This window comes from Komarekiella delphini-convector SJRDD-AB1, assembly GCF_014831675.1.
Taxonomy (GTDB): Bacteria; Cyanobacteriota; Cyanobacteriia; order Cyanobacteriales; family Nostocaceae; genus Komarekiella.
Map to the genome: position 1 here is coordinate 25,986 of NZ_VJXY01000022.1, position 16,089 is coordinate 42,074.

General features: G+C 43.1%; 14 protein-coding genes. 9 read left to right on the forward strand and 5 right to left on the reverse strand.

Going from position 1 to position 16,089, the window contains the following annotated elements; all coding sequences use genetic code 11:
• Positions 1-27: 27 nt before the first annotated feature.
• The 5 genes from FNW02_RS39615 to FNW02_RS19790 all read left to right on the forward strand — a co-directional run bounded on the left by FNW02_RS39615 (position 28) and on the right by FNW02_RS19790 (position 4,757).
• On the forward strand, positions 28-162 hold the full coding sequence (locus FNW02_RS39615; RefSeq protein WP_263627814.1) for a hypothetical protein: 135 nt from the start codon (positions 28-30) through the stop codon (positions 160-162).
• A 111-nt stretch (positions 163-273) separates the two neighbouring features.
• Positions 274-453, forward strand: coding sequence for a hypothetical protein (locus FNW02_RS19775; protein WP_225225777.1), 180 nt, complete (start codon positions 274-276; stop codon positions 451-453).
• Between the two features lie 337 nt (positions 454-790).
• A complete protein-coding gene (mgtE, locus tag FNW02_RS19780; RefSeq protein ID WP_191759214.1) occupies positions 791-2,140 on the forward strand; it encodes a magnesium transporter in 1,350 nt (449 codons plus the stop codon).
• A 177-nt stretch (positions 2,141-2,317) separates the two neighbouring features.
• The gene (locus FNW02_RS19785) at positions 2,318-3,517 is read left to right on the forward strand and encodes an RNA-guided endonuclease InsQ/TnpB family protein (RefSeq protein WP_191759215.1); all 1,200 of its coding nucleotides are present in this window, start codon (positions 2,318-2,320) and stop codon (positions 3,515-3,517) included.
• Positions 3,518-3,674: 157 nt separating this feature from the next.
• Positions 3,675-4,757 carry an aspartate carbamoyltransferase catalytic subunit gene (locus FNW02_RS19790; protein WP_191759216.1) on the forward strand — a complete coding sequence of 361 codons (1,083 nt, stop codon included), beginning with the start codon at positions 3,675-3,677 and terminating at the stop codon, positions 4,755-4,757.
• Positions 4,758-4,836: 79 nt separating this feature from the next.
• On the opposite strand, the gene ftsH3 is transcribed toward FNW02_RS19790, so the two are convergent.
• The 4 genes from ftsH3 to FNW02_RS19810 all read right to left on the reverse strand — a co-directional run bounded on the left by ftsH3 (position 4,837) and on the right by FNW02_RS19810 (position 9,773).
• A complete protein-coding gene (gene ftsH3 / locus FNW02_RS19795; RefSeq protein WP_191759217.1) occupies positions 4,837-6,678 on the reverse strand; it encodes an ATP-dependent zinc metalloprotease FtsH3 in 1,842 nt (613 codons plus the stop codon).
• A gap of 137 nt (positions 6,679-6,815) precedes the next feature.
• Complete coding sequence (locus FNW02_RS19800) at positions 6,816-7,607, reverse strand: aminotransferase class IV (protein WP_191759297.1); 792 nt, start codon at positions 7,605-7,607, stop codon at positions 6,816-6,818.
• Positions 7,608-7,693: 86 nt separating this feature from the next.
• Positions 7,694-8,479, reverse strand: a complete 786-nt coding sequence (locus FNW02_RS19805; protein WP_191759218.1) for a hypothetical protein — start codon at positions 8,477-8,479, stop codon at positions 7,694-7,696.
• Positions 8,480-8,663: 184 nt separating this feature from the next.
• Positions 8,664-9,773, reverse strand: coding sequence for an S-(hydroxymethyl)glutathione dehydrogenase/class III alcohol dehydrogenase (locus FNW02_RS19810; protein WP_191759219.1), 1,110 nt, complete (start codon positions 9,771-9,773; stop codon positions 8,664-8,666).
• A gap of 336 nt (positions 9,774-10,109) precedes the next feature.
• On the opposite strand from FNW02_RS19810, the gene FNW02_RS19815 reads away from it, so the two are divergent.
• Positions 10,110-11,393 (forward strand): valine--pyruvate transaminase, encoded by a 1,284-nt coding sequence (locus FNW02_RS19815; protein WP_191759298.1) that lies wholly within the window; start codon positions 10,110-10,112, stop codon positions 11,391-11,393.
• Between the two features lie 540 nt (positions 11,394-11,933).
• On the opposite strand, the gene FNW02_RS19820 is transcribed toward FNW02_RS19815, so the two are convergent.
• Positions 11,934-12,086 carry a hypothetical protein gene (locus FNW02_RS19820; protein ID WP_191759220.1) on the reverse strand — a complete coding sequence of 51 codons (153 nt, stop codon included), beginning with the start codon at positions 12,084-12,086 and terminating at the stop codon, positions 11,934-11,936.
• On the opposite strand from FNW02_RS19820, the gene FNW02_RS19825 reads away from it, so the two are divergent.
• From FNW02_RS19825 to FNW02_RS19835, 3 genes are all read left to right on the forward strand, one after another.
• Positions 12,067-12,702, forward strand: coding sequence for a Uma2 family endonuclease (locus FNW02_RS19825; RefSeq protein WP_191759221.1), 636 nt, complete (start codon positions 12,067-12,069; stop codon positions 12,700-12,702). The two genes, FNW02_RS19820 and FNW02_RS19825, sit on opposite strands and share 20 nt — an antisense overlap.
• A gap of 200 nt (positions 12,703-12,902) precedes the next feature.
• Positions 12,903-13,511, forward strand: coding sequence for a ribosome maturation factor RimM (rimM, locus tag FNW02_RS19830; RefSeq protein ID WP_191759222.1), 609 nt, complete (start codon positions 12,903-12,905; stop codon positions 13,509-13,511).
• A gap of 168 nt (positions 13,512-13,679) precedes the next feature.
• Complete coding sequence (locus FNW02_RS19835; protein ID WP_191759223.1) at positions 13,680-16,061, forward strand: phosphoketolase family protein; 2,382 nt, start codon at positions 13,680-13,682, stop codon at positions 16,059-16,061.
• Positions 16,062-16,089 lie beyond the last annotated feature (28 nt).

Sequence of the window (16,089 nt, forward strand, 5' to 3'; positions counted from 1 at the left end):
AAAATTCAATACAAAAGGAGATAAATTATGTCTCTGCGTTACAACGAAAATCATGCTCCTCTAATAAGATTGGTTTACTCCCAAGTTAAAGTTAACGGGAAAATCGAGCTAGTACCACTAGAACTATACGCTGATGGTTCGCTCAAGAAATCTGTTTGGTGATACAACAGTAGTGCTGAATTCTGAAGAAGATTTTGCACAGATAATAGCTTCAAATCCGATCGCGAGACTAAAGGCAAAGTTTATACACAGTCAGGAAATAAGTATTATGCAGTGCTAGATGTTACTAATTTCAAACTCCATGTTTTTCAAGAATCCACTCAAGAGGGATATGATAGCAAAGTAATTTTTACCGCAGATGCTATTGTTGCATCCTTGCAGTTTCCGGCGTTAGCGATCGCATCTCGTAATTTTACTGTGGCGATCGCTTTTAATTTCCGCATCTGTTTGTAAATATTTTAACTATATAAAGTTTGTCCGTAAATTCTTTGATTGGGTTGACACAATTTTTAATAGTAGTAAAATTTACTTCAAATCACAGGAAAATTACATAAAAATCAGGGCAATTAAGTTACTGGCTTGTGCAGAATGCCACAAATTCTCAACACTAGTAATTAGTTACCGCACAACACCATTCCGGGTTAGTATATGGCTTAGCGATACCCTGATTGGATATCGATATTGAATTTTTGAGATTTTATGGGCCAAAGTCCACAAGATGGCAGTATCAACCTCCTCTAAGCTGGTGAGGCAATCTCCCAGCGCGGGGGAGATATTAGGAGGTATTATCATGCTCACACAAGACGTTCGCACGGCTCTTGATATTGCCGACTTGAACCAGTTGAAATGGGATTTAAATCGTTTACAACCGGTGGATGTAGGTGAATACATTACACAATTGCCTAAAAAACAACGAGCGATCGCATTTCGTTTACTCAACAAAACTCAGGCAATCGATGTATTTGAATATCTACCAACAGAGGTACAGGAAGAACTAATTAATTCTCTACATGATGTTGAGGTAGTGCAACTTGTAGAAGCGATGAGTCCTGATGAACGCGCAGAATTATTTGACGAACTGCCTGCTGGGGTAATCAAACGGCTGTTGCAAGAACTGAGTCCAGAACAGAGGCAAGCCACAGCAACGATTCTCGGTTATCCAGAAGGCACTGCTGGGCGAGTAATGACGACGGAATATGTCCGGTTGCGGGAAGGATTAACCGTAGGTGAAGCCTTAAGCAAAATCCGCCGTCAGGACGAAGACAAGGAGACAATTTACTACGCCTACGTTACAGACGATAACCGCACGTTAGTGAGAGTGGTTTCACTACGCCAGTTATTGTTTACTTTTCCTGATGTTTTAATCCGAGATATTGCGAGCGATCGCGTCATCAAGGTGAGAACTGAAACCCCTCAAGAAGAAGTCGCCCAAATCATGAAACGCTATGACTTAATTGCTATTCCCGTGGTTGACAGGGAAGACCGATTGGTCGGCATTATCACGATTGATGATGTGATGGATATTTTGGAGGAGGAAGCTACAGAAGATATTCAAAAATTGGCGGGTGTAAGTGGTGATGAAGCAGCTTTGTCTTCTCCGCTACTCACTATATGCAACCGCTTGCCCTGGCTGTTGGGCATCATGGCATTATATATTGGTGCAGCTAGTGCGATCGCGCCTTTCCAAGCTATAATTTCTGCCGTGCCAGTTCTCGCAGTCATCATGCCAATTTTCTCTAACACTGGTGGTACTGTTGGGATTCAAGCATTGACAGTAACTATCCGAGGTTTGGGTGTGGGTGAGGTGACACCCAAGGATACGCTGAAAATTCTCCGCAAGGAACTTTGTGCTGGTTTAGGCACAGCCGTAGTTTTAGCCACCACAATGTTCCTACTTTCCTTGATTTGGGCGCGACCCCAAGAGCGATGGGTGGCTTTAATTGCTGGAATGGTCATGGCAACTAATACAATTGTGGCTGTTACACTTGGTACTTTATTACCAATGGGTTTGAAGCGGCTAAAGCTCGACCCTGCTTTAGTTAGCGGGCCATTAGTGACAACAATGCTGGATACAATTGGGTTTTTAACGTTCCTGACTCTGATTTCGTTTGCTTTAAAGGTATTACATTTACCAATTTAATCAACTAAGTGCTTCAAAATCGCATATTTTGTTAAAACTGTCATTAGTCACCTATTTCCGTAAGGAGGCTCACACTGAACCTGAGAAGGTCAGTGTCGAGAGGAATTGCGGGGGAAAATCTTTGATACAACACGACTATTTTGATGTCTTATGTTCATATGTGATTAGGTCGAAGTCATGGAACAAGTATTGACGCTGGTTTGCAAACTCAACCCCTCTAAAAAACAGGCAGAAGAAATCGACATGGTACTTGCAGCATTTGCTGATGCGTGTAACCACACTAACCAAAAAATTAAACCTCAGATAACCAGTAAGACCACTATTCAGAATATGGTCTATAACGAGATTCGTGCTTTGTTTGGATTGAGTGCAAATTTAGCTGTTCGTGCTTGCGCCAGGGTTGGAGCAAATCGCAAAACTGCCAAACTTAAAGACAAGCCAGTTAAAGAATTTAAACCAACATCGGCTGATTATGATGCCAGGATTTTCTCATTCAGAGAGAAAGATTGGACTGTTAGCTTAACTTTAATGAATGGCAGGGAACATATCAAAATTGATGCTGGTAATTATCAAAGAGGTAAATTAAAAGGCAGAAAACCGACATCAGCACAATTATGTAAACATCGTGATGGCAACTACTACATCCACATTCAAATCAAAGACGAAGCCCCAGAACCAATTAAGTCAAACAAAGTAATTGGTGTTGACTTCGGAAGGCGAGACATTGCTGTAACTAGCAGTGGTAATAAGTGGGATGGAAAACAAATCAACGATGTTAGAGACAAGTTTTCTTTAGTTCGGGTATCTCTCCAGAAAAAAGCTACGAAAGGCACAAGGTCTACTCGCCGCAGAGCAAGGCAGATTTTGCAACGGTTGTCGGGCAAGGAGAGAAGATTTCAGCAATGGCTAAACCACAACATTAGCAAGTCGATAATTCAGGACGCATTAAAAAATAATGCAGCAGTAGCAATTGAAGACTTAACAGGTATTCGTGAAAGAACTAATCAAAAACCAAGAAGCAAAACAGAACGTAGACGTTCTAACTCTTGGTCTTTTTATCAATTGCGATTTTTCTTGGAATACAAAGGCATCCAATTTGGAGTAGAAATAATTGCTGTTCCTCCGGCTTGGACAAGTCAAATGTGCTATCAATGCCTACATATTGGACTGCGTTCTGACAAACGTTTCAAATGTACCAATGAGACTTGTTCTTGGAGTGGTGACGCTGATTTTAATGGAGCAAACAATATTGCTGCTATTGGGGTGAACCTTGTAAACTTGCCCAGAGGCTCGAACTGTTTATGCTGTGAACTCAGTGTAGATAGTTCAGGGCTACTAAAAGCCCACATTGTACCCGCTTCGGGTCAGTGTGGGTAGTTTACTAGTCCTTTGTGCTTTAAAAATACAAATGACCAATGACCAATGACAAAACAATTTGATAGAAAACAGATGCTATCATTTCCTCTGCGTATGTAAATTAAAAAGCTATAGAAACGCGAGTAGTCGTATTTCCATAGCAGGATGATAGCTATTTATGCCTACTACCACCTGGAATCGTCATCACGTTCTTTCTCTGGCTGACTTCACTACCGCTGAATACGATACTGTTTTGCAAACTGCTGCTTCTTTTCAAGAGGTATTATCACGGCGGACAAAGAAAGTGCCAACCTTGCAAGGACAGGTGGTGGCGAATTTATTTTTTGAATCGTCTACCCGGACTCGCAGCAGTTTTGAAATTGCTGCAAAACGCTTAAGTGCGGATACGTTAAACTTCGCCGCAGCAACTTCTTCGATGACAAAAGGAGAGACAATTCTCGACACAGCGAAGACTTATTTGGCGATGGGAACTGATATTATGGTGATTCGCCATCGAGAGGCAGGAGTACCAAATGCGATCGCAGCTGAAATGGATCGTCTAGGTGTACGAGTTAGTGTCCTCAATGCTGGTGATGGTCAACATGAGCATCCTTCCCAAGCGCTGCTAGATTTATTTACCATTTGTACTTTAATTGACCCAGCTAATCCGCGACTGGAACTTTTAAAAGGTAAAAAAATTGCCATTGTTGGCGATATTCTACATTCTCGCGTCGCACGGTCAAATATTTGGAGCCTAATTGCCAGTGGTGCTCAAGTACATCTCGCCGCGCCACCTACTCTCTTACCCAAGTTATTTGCTGAGTATTTCTCTGAGGAGCCACGAGCCAGGAGTCAAGAGTTATTGGCTATTTCTCCCTCATCTCCCCCTGCTCCCCCTGCTTCCCCTGCTCCCTCATCTTCCTCATCTCCCACTCCCCAACTATTTCTACATTGGCAATTAGAACCAGCTTTGCAGGATGCTGATTTTGTTATGACTTTGCGTCTGCAAAAGGAACGTATGACTGCTCATTTACTGCCAAGTTTGCGAGAATATCATCAGTTGTTTGGCATTACCCGCACAAAATTGCAATTGTGCAAGCCTAACGTTAAAGTTTTACATCCAGGCCCAGTTAACCGTGGTGTGGAAATTAGCTCTGATTTGATGGATGACCCAGAATTTAGTCTTATTCAATCACAAGTTACTAGCGGTGTTGCTGTTCGCATGGCATTGCTGTATTTGTTAGGTAGCGGCAAGGCTTAATAGTTGCAAAAAAATAGGGCAACTCTGGAAAATTCCAGAATTACCCCAAATCTAGATTTTAAATTTCAACCAAAAACGATTAGGCAAAGGCGGCGGTTGTTACATCATTATTTGCCAGAATTTCTTGCAATTCTTCGGCATCTACTGTTTCTTTATCAACTAGCATTTGCGCTAGCTGATCTAGAATGTGACGGTTGCCCATTAACACTTCTTTAGCACGTGTATAGGCAACATCCACAAGTTTGCGGACTTCTTCATCAATGGCAGCAGCGGTTTCTTCAGAGAAATCGCGCTCGGACATGATATCCCGACCTAGGAACATGTTACCTTGCTGACGACCAAGGGCGACTGGGCCTAAGCGATCGCTCATCCCAAATCGGGTAATCATCTGACGAGCAACCCGCGCTACCTGTTGTAAGTCGTTAGAAGCACCTGTAGTAACTTCTTCTTCCCCAAAGATTAATTCTTCGGCGATACGACCACCCAAAGCCACCGCCATCTGATTTTCTAGATAAGCACGGCTGTACAAACCAGTGTCCATCCGGTCTTCACTGGGGGTAAACCAAGTTAAACCACCTGCGCGACCGCGAGGAATGATGCTAATTTTTTGTACTGGGTCATAGTCGGGCATTAAAGCACCAACTAAGGCGTGACCAGCTTCGTGATATGCCACCAAGGTTTTGCGCTTTTCGCTCATTACCCGGTCTTTTTTCTCTGGGCCAGCTAATACGCGGTCAATGGCATCGTTGATTTCGTCCATCGAAATTTCGGTCAAATTCCGACGCGCTGCCAAAATTGCGGCTTCATTTAGCAGATTGGATAAATCTGCGCCGGTAAATCCAGGAGTACGACGGGCAATTTTATCCAAGTCTACGTCTTTCGCCAAGGTCTTGCCACGGGCATGTACCTTCAAGATTTCGCTGCGTCCGGCGTAGTCGGGACGGTCTACTACAACTTGGCGGTCAAAGCGGCCTGGACGCAACAGTGCTGCATCTAGAACATCGGGACGGTTGGTGGCGGCAATAATAATGATGCCGGTGTTGCCTTCAAATCCGTCCATTTCAGTGAGTAACTGGTTGAGGGTTTGTTCCCGCTCATCGTTACCACCGCCTAAACCTGCACCCCGCTGACGACCTACGGCGTCAATTTCATCGATGAAGACGATACAGGGGGCGTTGGTTTTAGCTTGTTCAAATAAATCGCGGACGCGGGATGCACCCACACCTACGAACATTTCTACAAATTCCGAACCAGAGATGGAGAAGAAGGGTACACCGGCTTCGCCTGCTACAGCACGAGCTAGGAGGGTTTTACCTGTACCGGGAGGGCCGACTAGCAGCACACCTTTAGGAATTTTTGCACCAACTGCGGTAAAGCGATCGGCGTTTTTCAGAAAGTCTACGACTTCGTTTAATTCCAGTTTGGCTTGGTCAATACCAGCAACATCGCCAAATGTCACCTGAGTTTGTGGCTCCATTTGCACTCTGGCTTTGGACTTACCAAAGTTCATAGCTTGGCTACCTGGGCCGTTTTGGGCACGGCGTAGCAAGAAGAATAAGCCAACCAAAAGCAATACTGGGAAAAATAAGCTGCTGAGTGCCTTAAACCAAAATCCTTCATCGGTTTGAGGCAAAACATTAATATCAATGCCTTTGGCAGTAAGAGTATTGATTAGGTCTGGGTCATTGACCAATGTTACCAGCTTTTTATTCGGGTCATACTTGGGTGTCACAAGAGCTGTAGAACGGTCTGCACTCAGACTAACTTTTTCTACTCTGCCTTTCTCAACTTCTTGAATAAACTGACTGTAACGCCATGTCTCTCTGCTTTGAGGCTGCTTGTCAAAAAATGCTGTTCCTAGCGCAATGACAACTATAAATAGCAGCGCGTACAGCCCTGCATTTCTCCATCGTTTATTCACCGAGGTCTATCCTCCTGTATTTTTTGTGCGTTTCGCTTTCAGCGGGGCTACGCGCCATCGCGTAGTGTCTCTGATAGGAGAGTGCATTATTAAAATTATGTTAACTTATCTTAACCTATAACATAATGGCATTCCTATCATGCTAAAAATGATCTCCTGACCTGTTTAAAACTAGGATGGTAAGGATTATATTGTAACGAGCCTGCGGGTTGATGAACGGTATGAATGGGGATAATTTCCACCACACTATTAGTGTAGGCGATCGCTTCAAATCCCTTGACCAAATCCGCTGTCCATACTTCTTGTTGCACTGCTTGCTGGTGCTTTTGCAGCCAATTTACAAGTTGCGATCGCGCAACTCCTGGTAAAATTCCCGCAGATAATGGCGGCGTCCACCAATTACCATCTCGCCACCCCCAGAGATTACCTGTACTAGTTTCCAGCCAATTCCCTGCTGTGTCTACTAAAATCGCTTCTTGGACATCTGAGGATTGGACGCTAATTTTTGCTAACCAAGCACTCAAGTAATTTCCGGTTTTATGAGAAGGAAGGCTGCGATTAAATTCTGGCTGAGCAACGGCGCAAGACACACCATTTCTCTGCTTTTGTGTCAAATCATCTGGTAAAAATCTGCCAATTATCCACTCCCGTCCATCAGGAAAGATAGTGATTCTGAGAACAGGGAAATGTGCCAGGATAATTTCTGCGCCTTGACGCACAAACTTCCAGTCTGGATGCTGCCAACCAAAAGATTGTAATGAAAAGAGTAGGCGATCGCAATGTGCCTGCCAGTTGGTTAAATTATCATCTAACGAGTTACCATAAACCCGCAGCGTTGTAAAAACTGTTGCTCCATAGAGTAATCCAGGCTCGTTAATATCTAATTCCAGAGTTTGGGATTGGATTAATTTGCCATTATACCAAAAAATAACATTAACCTCAATGAGAAAATGGGTAAAAAATAAAACAAGTTGAATAACTCCTGTCTCCTGTCTTCTGACTCCTGACTAACTTATCAATCTTTAGGGGGAAATATAATTTTTTGAGTGCTTTCAGGAGTTGTAATTACCTTACCTCCCAATGCCTCAATTTCACTCATTGCTCGTTTTCGTGTTCTCTCATCAACCTGATTATTAAAAACCATCGCCCAGCTAGAAATTTGAGCATATTTACTGTTAGGATTTCGCTGTAAAAATTCAGCAGTTCTCTGAGAATTAGTAGCGATTAATTGACTCTCTGCATCTGAGAAGTTACTAGCCCAGTTTGCCGCTGTTGCAAAAGATTGCTGAGCAGCTTGAGCATTTCCTAAAAATAATAATTCATCAACTGCTTTATAACGCCACACATAGTAAGACCTTTCGGGAACCCAAGGAGATAGTGATTTTAAACCTTTTTCTGTTAATGCGATCGCTCTTTCTGGCATACCAGCGTACATTGAAGTACTCATCGAAAGACTGAGATAAGATTTCAAAAATCGTGGATCTCGCTCTAAAATTACTTCAAAATATTCTGGACTAAGACTGTAACCCGTTTGAGCACGAACGTCATCATCACCGAAATATTGCAAAAAATTGAGATATACCCAATTACTAATTAAATTATCATAACCAAAACTGGGTATTTTCTTGAGTAAATTGAGTTGCAGTTTTTCTGATTGAATATCTTTTTCTAGAGTTTCTAAAGATGCCACTTGTGTGTTAATTAGCAATTTTTGCAATTGAGGGAATTGAATCAAACCAACTCCTATGAAACACAAACAGATTACAAAAGGTGTGGCAATAGCTTTACTAAATAACAACATATTTTTTGTCTTTACCAGTACAGTCACATCATTGTAATCTGTTACGCTTTTAAATTGCGAAAGTTTGCGGTGTCCAGATTCCCGACTTCTCAAATAAGTCGGGAATCTCTATAAAATTTTGTAAAAAACTTGTACCCTTTCCTTCTATGATCGGTTAATTGCCTACTATAAAAGAATTTAACAACTAAAACGTTGCTACGCTACGAATTGATTCGCCTTTGTGCATCAAATCAAAAGCATCATTAATTTGCTCTAGAGGCATTACATGGGTAATCAAATCATCGATGTTGATCTTACCTTCCATATACCAATCAACAATTTTTGGTACATCTGTCCGCCCCCTAGCGCCACCAAATGCTGAACCTTTCCAAACACGTCCAGTTACTAGTTGAAACGGACGAGTACTGATTTCTTGTCCAGCCGCAGCCACACCAATAATTACACTTACACCCCAACCTTTATGGCAGCATTCTAATGCCTGACGCATGACTTTAACATTGCCGATACATTCAAAGCTGTAATCAGCGCCGCCTTTAGTTAACTCCACCAGATAAGCAACTAAATCGCCTTCTACTTCTTGGGGATTAACAAAGTGCGTCATGCCGAACTTTTCTGCCAAAGCACGTTTGCTGGGATTAATATCTACACCCACAATCATATTGGCTCCCACCATCCGCGCCGCCTGGATGACATTTAAACCAATACCGCCTAAGCCGAAAACTACTACATTTGCTCCCGGTTCTACTTTAGCTGTATTAATAACTGCACCAACACCCGTCGTGACGCCGCAGCCAATGTAACAAACTTTATCAAACGGGGCATCTTCCCGAATTTTTGCCACAGCGATTTCTGGCAGCACTGTATAGTTGGCAAAGGTAGATGTGCCCATGTAGTGATGAATCATCTGCCCATCGATACTAAAACGACTCGTGCCATCGGGCATAACGCCGCGTCCTTGAGTTTGGCGAATAGCTTGACAGAGATTAGTTTTGAAACTTAGACAATATTCGCACTGGCGGCATTCTGGGGTATATAAGGGAATTACGTGATCCCCTGGTTTCACACTGGTAACACCAGCACCCACTTCTACTACAATACCAGCACCTTCGTGTCCCAAAATTGCCGGAAATAAACCTTCGGGATCTTTACCAGAAAGGGTATAAGCGTCGGTATGGCAAACCCCGGTAGCTTTAATTTCAACTAACACTTCCCCAGCTTGTGGTTCTGATAGTTGAACGGTTTCAATAGTCAACGGTTTACCCGCACCGTAAGCTACTGCTGCTTTAACTTCCAACGTTAGCCCTCCTATTTTAGAAGTTTTGTCAATGAGCTGATGTGAGTTTATATCGAGGAGTGGTTGAAAGAATCTTTTGTATTGCAATCCCTACCAACTCTGCTCTTTATAGTAATGCCTTAATAGATATTAGGTGTATGATAAATTTTGCAACACTTCGTGGTATTTTGTCTGGACAATAACCGCTATAACGATAGTCTTGCTTTGTTAAAATCACATTCTCTAGTTAGATTGATTAAAGGCGGCAATAGCTGTTTTGGCAACGACGTTGACATGGTGTCAGCAGCAACCCCCAGATATGTCCACCTCTCGATTAATACATTATTGTTACAGCTTATGAACCCTGCCCTAACTCAAATTGGCGCTCAAATGTCCAACCTGACTGGTGTAAGAGCGATTATGAAGGACATTATCGAAACATTACGATCTGGTGCGGGGCAGCAGTTTATTAATTTGAGTGCTGGCAATCCATTGATTTTGCCAGAGGTGGAGCAGTTGTGGCGAGATTGTACTGCACAACTTTTGGCTAGCCCAGATTATGGTGAGGTGGTTTGTCGCTACGGTTCAAGTCAAGGCTATGCACCTTTAATTGAAGCGATCGCTAATGATTTTAACAAACGCTACGGGTTAAATTTAGGCGAACGCAATATCCTAATCACTCCCGGTAGTCAAACCCTCTACTTCTACGCTGCTAATGTATTCGGTGGCTACACCACCAGCGGCAAGTTAAAAAAAATCGTTTTGCCCCTCAGTCCTGACTATACAGGTTATGGCGGTATTTGCTTAGTTCCAGAAGCTTTAATCGCCTACAAACCAACTCTAGATATTGATGCAGCTGCTCACCGATTTAAATATCGTCCCGACTTCAGTCAACTTTCGATTACAGAAAACACGGGTTGCGTCCTCTTCTCTCGTCCTTGTAACCCTACTGGTAACGTTCTCAGCGATGATGAGGTGAAAAAGATTGCCGCCTTGGCTGCGCCTTACAATCTGCCAGTGTTGATTGACTCGGCTTACGCGCCTCCCTTCCCAGCATTGAATTTTACCGAAATGACACCAGTGTTTGGCGATAATATCCTGCACTGCATGAGTTTATCCAAAGCTGGATTACCAGGAGAAAGAGTTGGGATTGCTATTGGTGATCAAAAGTGGATTGAGGCGCTGGAGTGTTTCCAAGCAAATGCAAGTCTGCATTCTTCGCGTTATGGACAAGCGATCGCGGCTATTGCAATCAACTCTGGTGCTTTAGTAGAAATATCTCAAACAGTCATCCGTCCCTTCTACCAAAATAAGTTTACCGTTTTAGAAACTAGTTTAGAACAAGCAATGCCCAAAAATTTACCTTGGTTTCTCCATCGCGGAGAAGGGGCAATTTTTGCTTGGTTATGGTTAGAAGATTTACCCATCACCGACTGGGAATTTTACCAGCGACTCAAGCAAGTGGGTGTAATTATTGTACCTGGTAGTACCTTCTTCCCCGGTTTAGAGGAAGAGTGGCTGCACAAGCACCAATGTTTCCGCATCAGCCTTACTGGTAGCGATGAAGAGATTGTCACTGGTATGCAACGTTTAGCCAAAGTAGCAGAGGAAGCGTATCAGCGTACGGCTGTGAGTGCTTGATTAGGGACTTCCAAGGAATAAATCACTCAACAAAAACCAAGAGTCCAAATTTAAATAATAATTATTATTATGAGGAGGGAAGAGGGGTTGCCGGCAACCCCCTCTTCCCCCCTCAAGTATCAATGAAAAACTTTGCACTCTTTAGCAAATTTCAGGTGCATAATCATAATTAGTATTGATGATTTTAGTAGCCTTAAATTTTTAGGAATCTTGGAGCCAATATTGACAACGAGCTTTGGCATCAAGACTTAAACGTAAAATGCTCTTGTCATCCAAAGCCGATTGATTTGGAATTTATTCCTTTTCAGACTCCATAGTAGTTTCGTTATCTCTTTTCAAAACTTTATCTTGATCATTAGCCATAGATAGCCCTTTATCCGTAAATTTTGTCAGGATACATATTTTCAAAATAGGCAATAGCAGCTTCGCACTTAATTAGCGATCGCTGATTTTATTCCTCTTTTTTACTGGGACGATACGTTACCTTTTTTAGACGAGTTGCTCAACATTTTAATTAACCGTTTAATTTGCCCAACTCGCTTACGTTGGTCGTAACGGTGCTTGGGTTTTACCAAACCAGCGATCGCGAAAGGGCAAAACACCTAATACTTGGGCATCCGTTGCACCAACATCTTGCAAGTTGATAAAGTAAAACAGATGTGGAGGTAAGATTATGACCCAAGCCTTCCCCAAATTACTCACCTTCAATGAATTTATCGAATGGTATCCCAACAATGATAAACGCTATGAATTGCACAGGGGAGTAATTGTTGAAATCTTCGCTCCAACCGGAGCGCATGAAAAAGTTGTAGGATTTATAGCTCGTAAGCTAACTGTCGAGTTTGATCGCCTGAACCTTCCCTACACTATACCCAAAACCGCATTAGTCAAAACTCCTTCTGCCGAATCCACTTATTCGCCTGATGTGTTGCTGCTAAATCTTGATAATCTCGACGATGAATTGCTTTTTCAAAAACAGTCAACAGTAAGCCAAGCAGCATCGGTTCCAATAGTTATTGAAGTTGTTTCAACTAACTGGCGAGATGATTACTACAATAAACTTAGGGATTATGTTCGCGTAGCGTCTCGAAGAGAAGAAATGGGTATTCCTGAATATTGGATTGCCAATTATGCTGCGTTGGGTGCAAGAAAGTTCATCGGCAACCCCAAACAATCCACTATTTTTGTATGCGAATTAGTTGATGGGGAATATCAAATGACACCGTTTCAAGGCAACACCGCGATTTCATCACCTACCTTTCCCCAATTAAATTTAACCGCACAACAGATTTTTGATGCAGCTAACTAACCCACATCCTGCCATAATTCATTATTAATCTGCACCAAAATCTCTGAGAACTTCCTGAAAAAATTGAAACTAGTTCAAGATCCGTTATTTAGCTATTTTTGGTTTGTAATAATCAGCATTGCACCCAACTGAGAACCGCTATAATGACCTTGACTCTTGTAGACGCGATTAATCGCGTCTCTACTCTTGACCCTTGACAAATGACAAATGACAAATCCAACGAATGGTTAGAAATTGGAAAGATTGTTGCACCTCAAGGATTGTCTGGGGAAGTGCGGGTTTATCCTGAGTCCGACTTTCCTGAACGGTTTGAAGTGCCGGGAAAACGTTGGTTGTTGCGTCCTGGTGAGACAAAACCGCAACCTATCGAATTATTGGCAGGACGTTATATCAATGGTAAGAACTTGTATGTTCTCAAGTTAGCTGGAGTAAAAAATTGCGATCAGGCAGAGATGTTGCGCGGTTGTAAGTTAATGGTATTAGCTAGCGATCGCCCACAATTAGGTGAAGATGAATATCATGTCATCGATTTGATTGGCTTAGAAGTCTTGATGCAAACATCTGGCGAACTCGTGGGCACGGTAGTAGATATTATCCCCGCCGGGAATGATTTATTAGAAGTGGAATTGCACCCATCATTTGCTCATGAAAAAGAACAAACAACAAATGACAAACAACAAATGACAAATGACAAAAAACAAAAGACTGTTTTGATTCCGTTTGTGAAAGCGATCGCACCTGTGGTAGATTTGCAAGCCGGTCGCATTGAAATTACACCACCGCCTGGGTTGTTGGAAATTAATGGTTAAGCAGAGACGTTGTATTGCGCTGTAGAGACGTTGCAATGCAACGTCTCTACAACATTGAACGGTTGATACTGGAAAGATTAGTCATAGGTAAGATGACTTCCATACCAAAGATAAGTAAACTTACATAGGGATAAACTTGTCGAAATCCTTTTGTAATGGAGAATTGATATGACTTTAGCCAGTCCTCCACAAACAAAGCTTTTAACAGATGAAGAATTACGTAAGATAAACGCCTACTGGCGTGCAGCGAACTATCTTTCAGTTGGGCAAATATATCTACTTGACAACCCACTGCTAAGAGAACCGCTGAAGTTGGAACATGTTAAACCCAGACTCTTGGGTCACTGGGGAACAACACCAGGGTTGAATTTCATCTACGTTCACCTGAATCGAGTAATTAAAAAATATGACCTGAACACAATCTACATTGCTGGGCCTGGTCATGGAGGCCCTGGATTGGTAGCTAATACTTATCTAGAGGGAACCTACAGTGAGTACTACCCCAATATCTCCCAGGATGTTGAGGGAATTAAAAAACTCTTCAAACAGTTCTCTTTCCCAGGTGGTATTCCTAGCCATGCTGCACCAGAAACGCCCGGTTCCATCCACGAAGGTGGTGAACTAGGTTACGCTCTCGTCCACGCCTATGGTGCTGCTTTTGATAACCCGGACTTAATTGTTGCTGCTGTTGTTGGTGACGGTGAAGCTGAAACAGGCGCTTTAGCCGCTAGCTGGCATTCCAACAAATTTCTCAATCCTGAGCGTGATGGCGCTGTGCTGCCCATCCTGCACCTCAATGGTTATAAAATTGCCAACCCAACGTTACTATCACGGTTGAGCCATGAGGAATTAGAGAGTTTATTTGTGGGCTATGGTTACAAGCCGTACTTTGTGGAAGGCTCTGATCCCGCAGATGTACACCAGCAGATGGCAGCGACTTTAGAAACAGCGATCGCTCAAATTCAAAGCATCCAAAGAGAAGCCCGTGTGCATGGCTTCACCGAACGTCCCCAGTGGCCGATGATTGTTCTGAGAACTCCTAAAGGTTGGACAGGGCCGAAGGAAGTAGATGGGAAAAAAACTGAAGACTATTGGCGATCGCACCAAGTTCCTTTTGGCGAAATAGCCAAAAAGCCAGAACACCTGAAACTCTTAGAACAGTGGATGAAGAGTTACAAACCAGAAGAACTCTTCGACAATAACGGCAAACTGATTTCCGAATTAGCAGAACTAGCTCCCCAAGGGCATCGACGCATGGGTGACAATCCCCATGCTAATGGTGGTATTCTTCTACGCGATCTGAAGATGCCCGACTTCCAAGACTATGCTGTAGATGTTCCCCAACCGGGCAAAGTTGAAGCCGAAGCTACCAAAGTGACAGCAAAATTCTTGCGGGATGTCATGCGACTTAACCAGGAAAGCCGCAACTTCCGTATCTTTGGCCCCGATGAAACCCAATCAAATCGCCTAGATGCTGTGTTTGAAGTCACAGACCGGACTTGGGTTGGTCAGATCCTCCCGGAAGACGAACACTTGTCTCCCAATGGTCGGGTGATGGAAATTCTCAGTGAAACTAGCTGTCAAGGTTGGTTAGAGGGCTATCTCCTCACAGGACGCCACGGGTTTTTCTCCTGCTATGAAGCGTTCATCCACATCATTGATTCCATGTTTAACCAACATGCCAAGTGGCTGAAAACTACTCTTGATATTCCCTGGCGCAGACCAATTGCATCCCTCAACTATCTACTCACATCCCACGTTTGGCGACAAGACCACAACGGTTTCTCTCACCAAGACCCTGGATTTATCGATCATGTGGTTAATAAGAAAGCAGAGATAGTTCGTGTATATCTCCCCCCCGATGCCAACACTTTGCTATCGGTAACTGACCACTGCCTAAAAAGTCGCCACTATGTCAATGTCATCGTTGCTGGCAAACAACCAGCATTACAATATCTCAACATGGACGCTGCCATTAAGCACTGTACCAAAGGCATTGGCATCTGGGAATGGGCAAGTAACGATCAAGGCAGTGAACCAGATGTTGTGCTGGCTTGTGCTGGGGATATTCCAACTTTAGAAACCCTGGCTGCTGTAGACATCCTGCGTCAGCACTTTCTTGATTTAAAAGTGCGAGTAGTTAATGTTGTCGATTTGATGACACTACAGCCAAAAAGTGAGCATCCCCACGGTTTGAGCGGTAAAGACTTTGACACGATTTTTACCACCGACAAACCCATCATCTTCGCCTTTCATGGCTATCCCTGGCTGATTCATCGCTTGACCTATCGCCACACCAACCACAAGAACTTGCATGTACGCGGTTATAAGGAGGAGGGAACCACCACCACCCCCTTTGATATGGTTGTCCTTAACGATCTTGATCGCTTCCACCTGGTGATGGATGTAATCGATCGCGTGCCCAAACTAGGATATAAGGCTGCTTATATCAAGCAGCAATTACAAGATAAGTTGATCGAACATAAGCACTACATTGAAAAGTACGGCGAAGATATGCCGGAAATTCGTAACTGGAAGTGGCCGTACTAAAGAAGATACCAAGATAGAGGGATGCGGA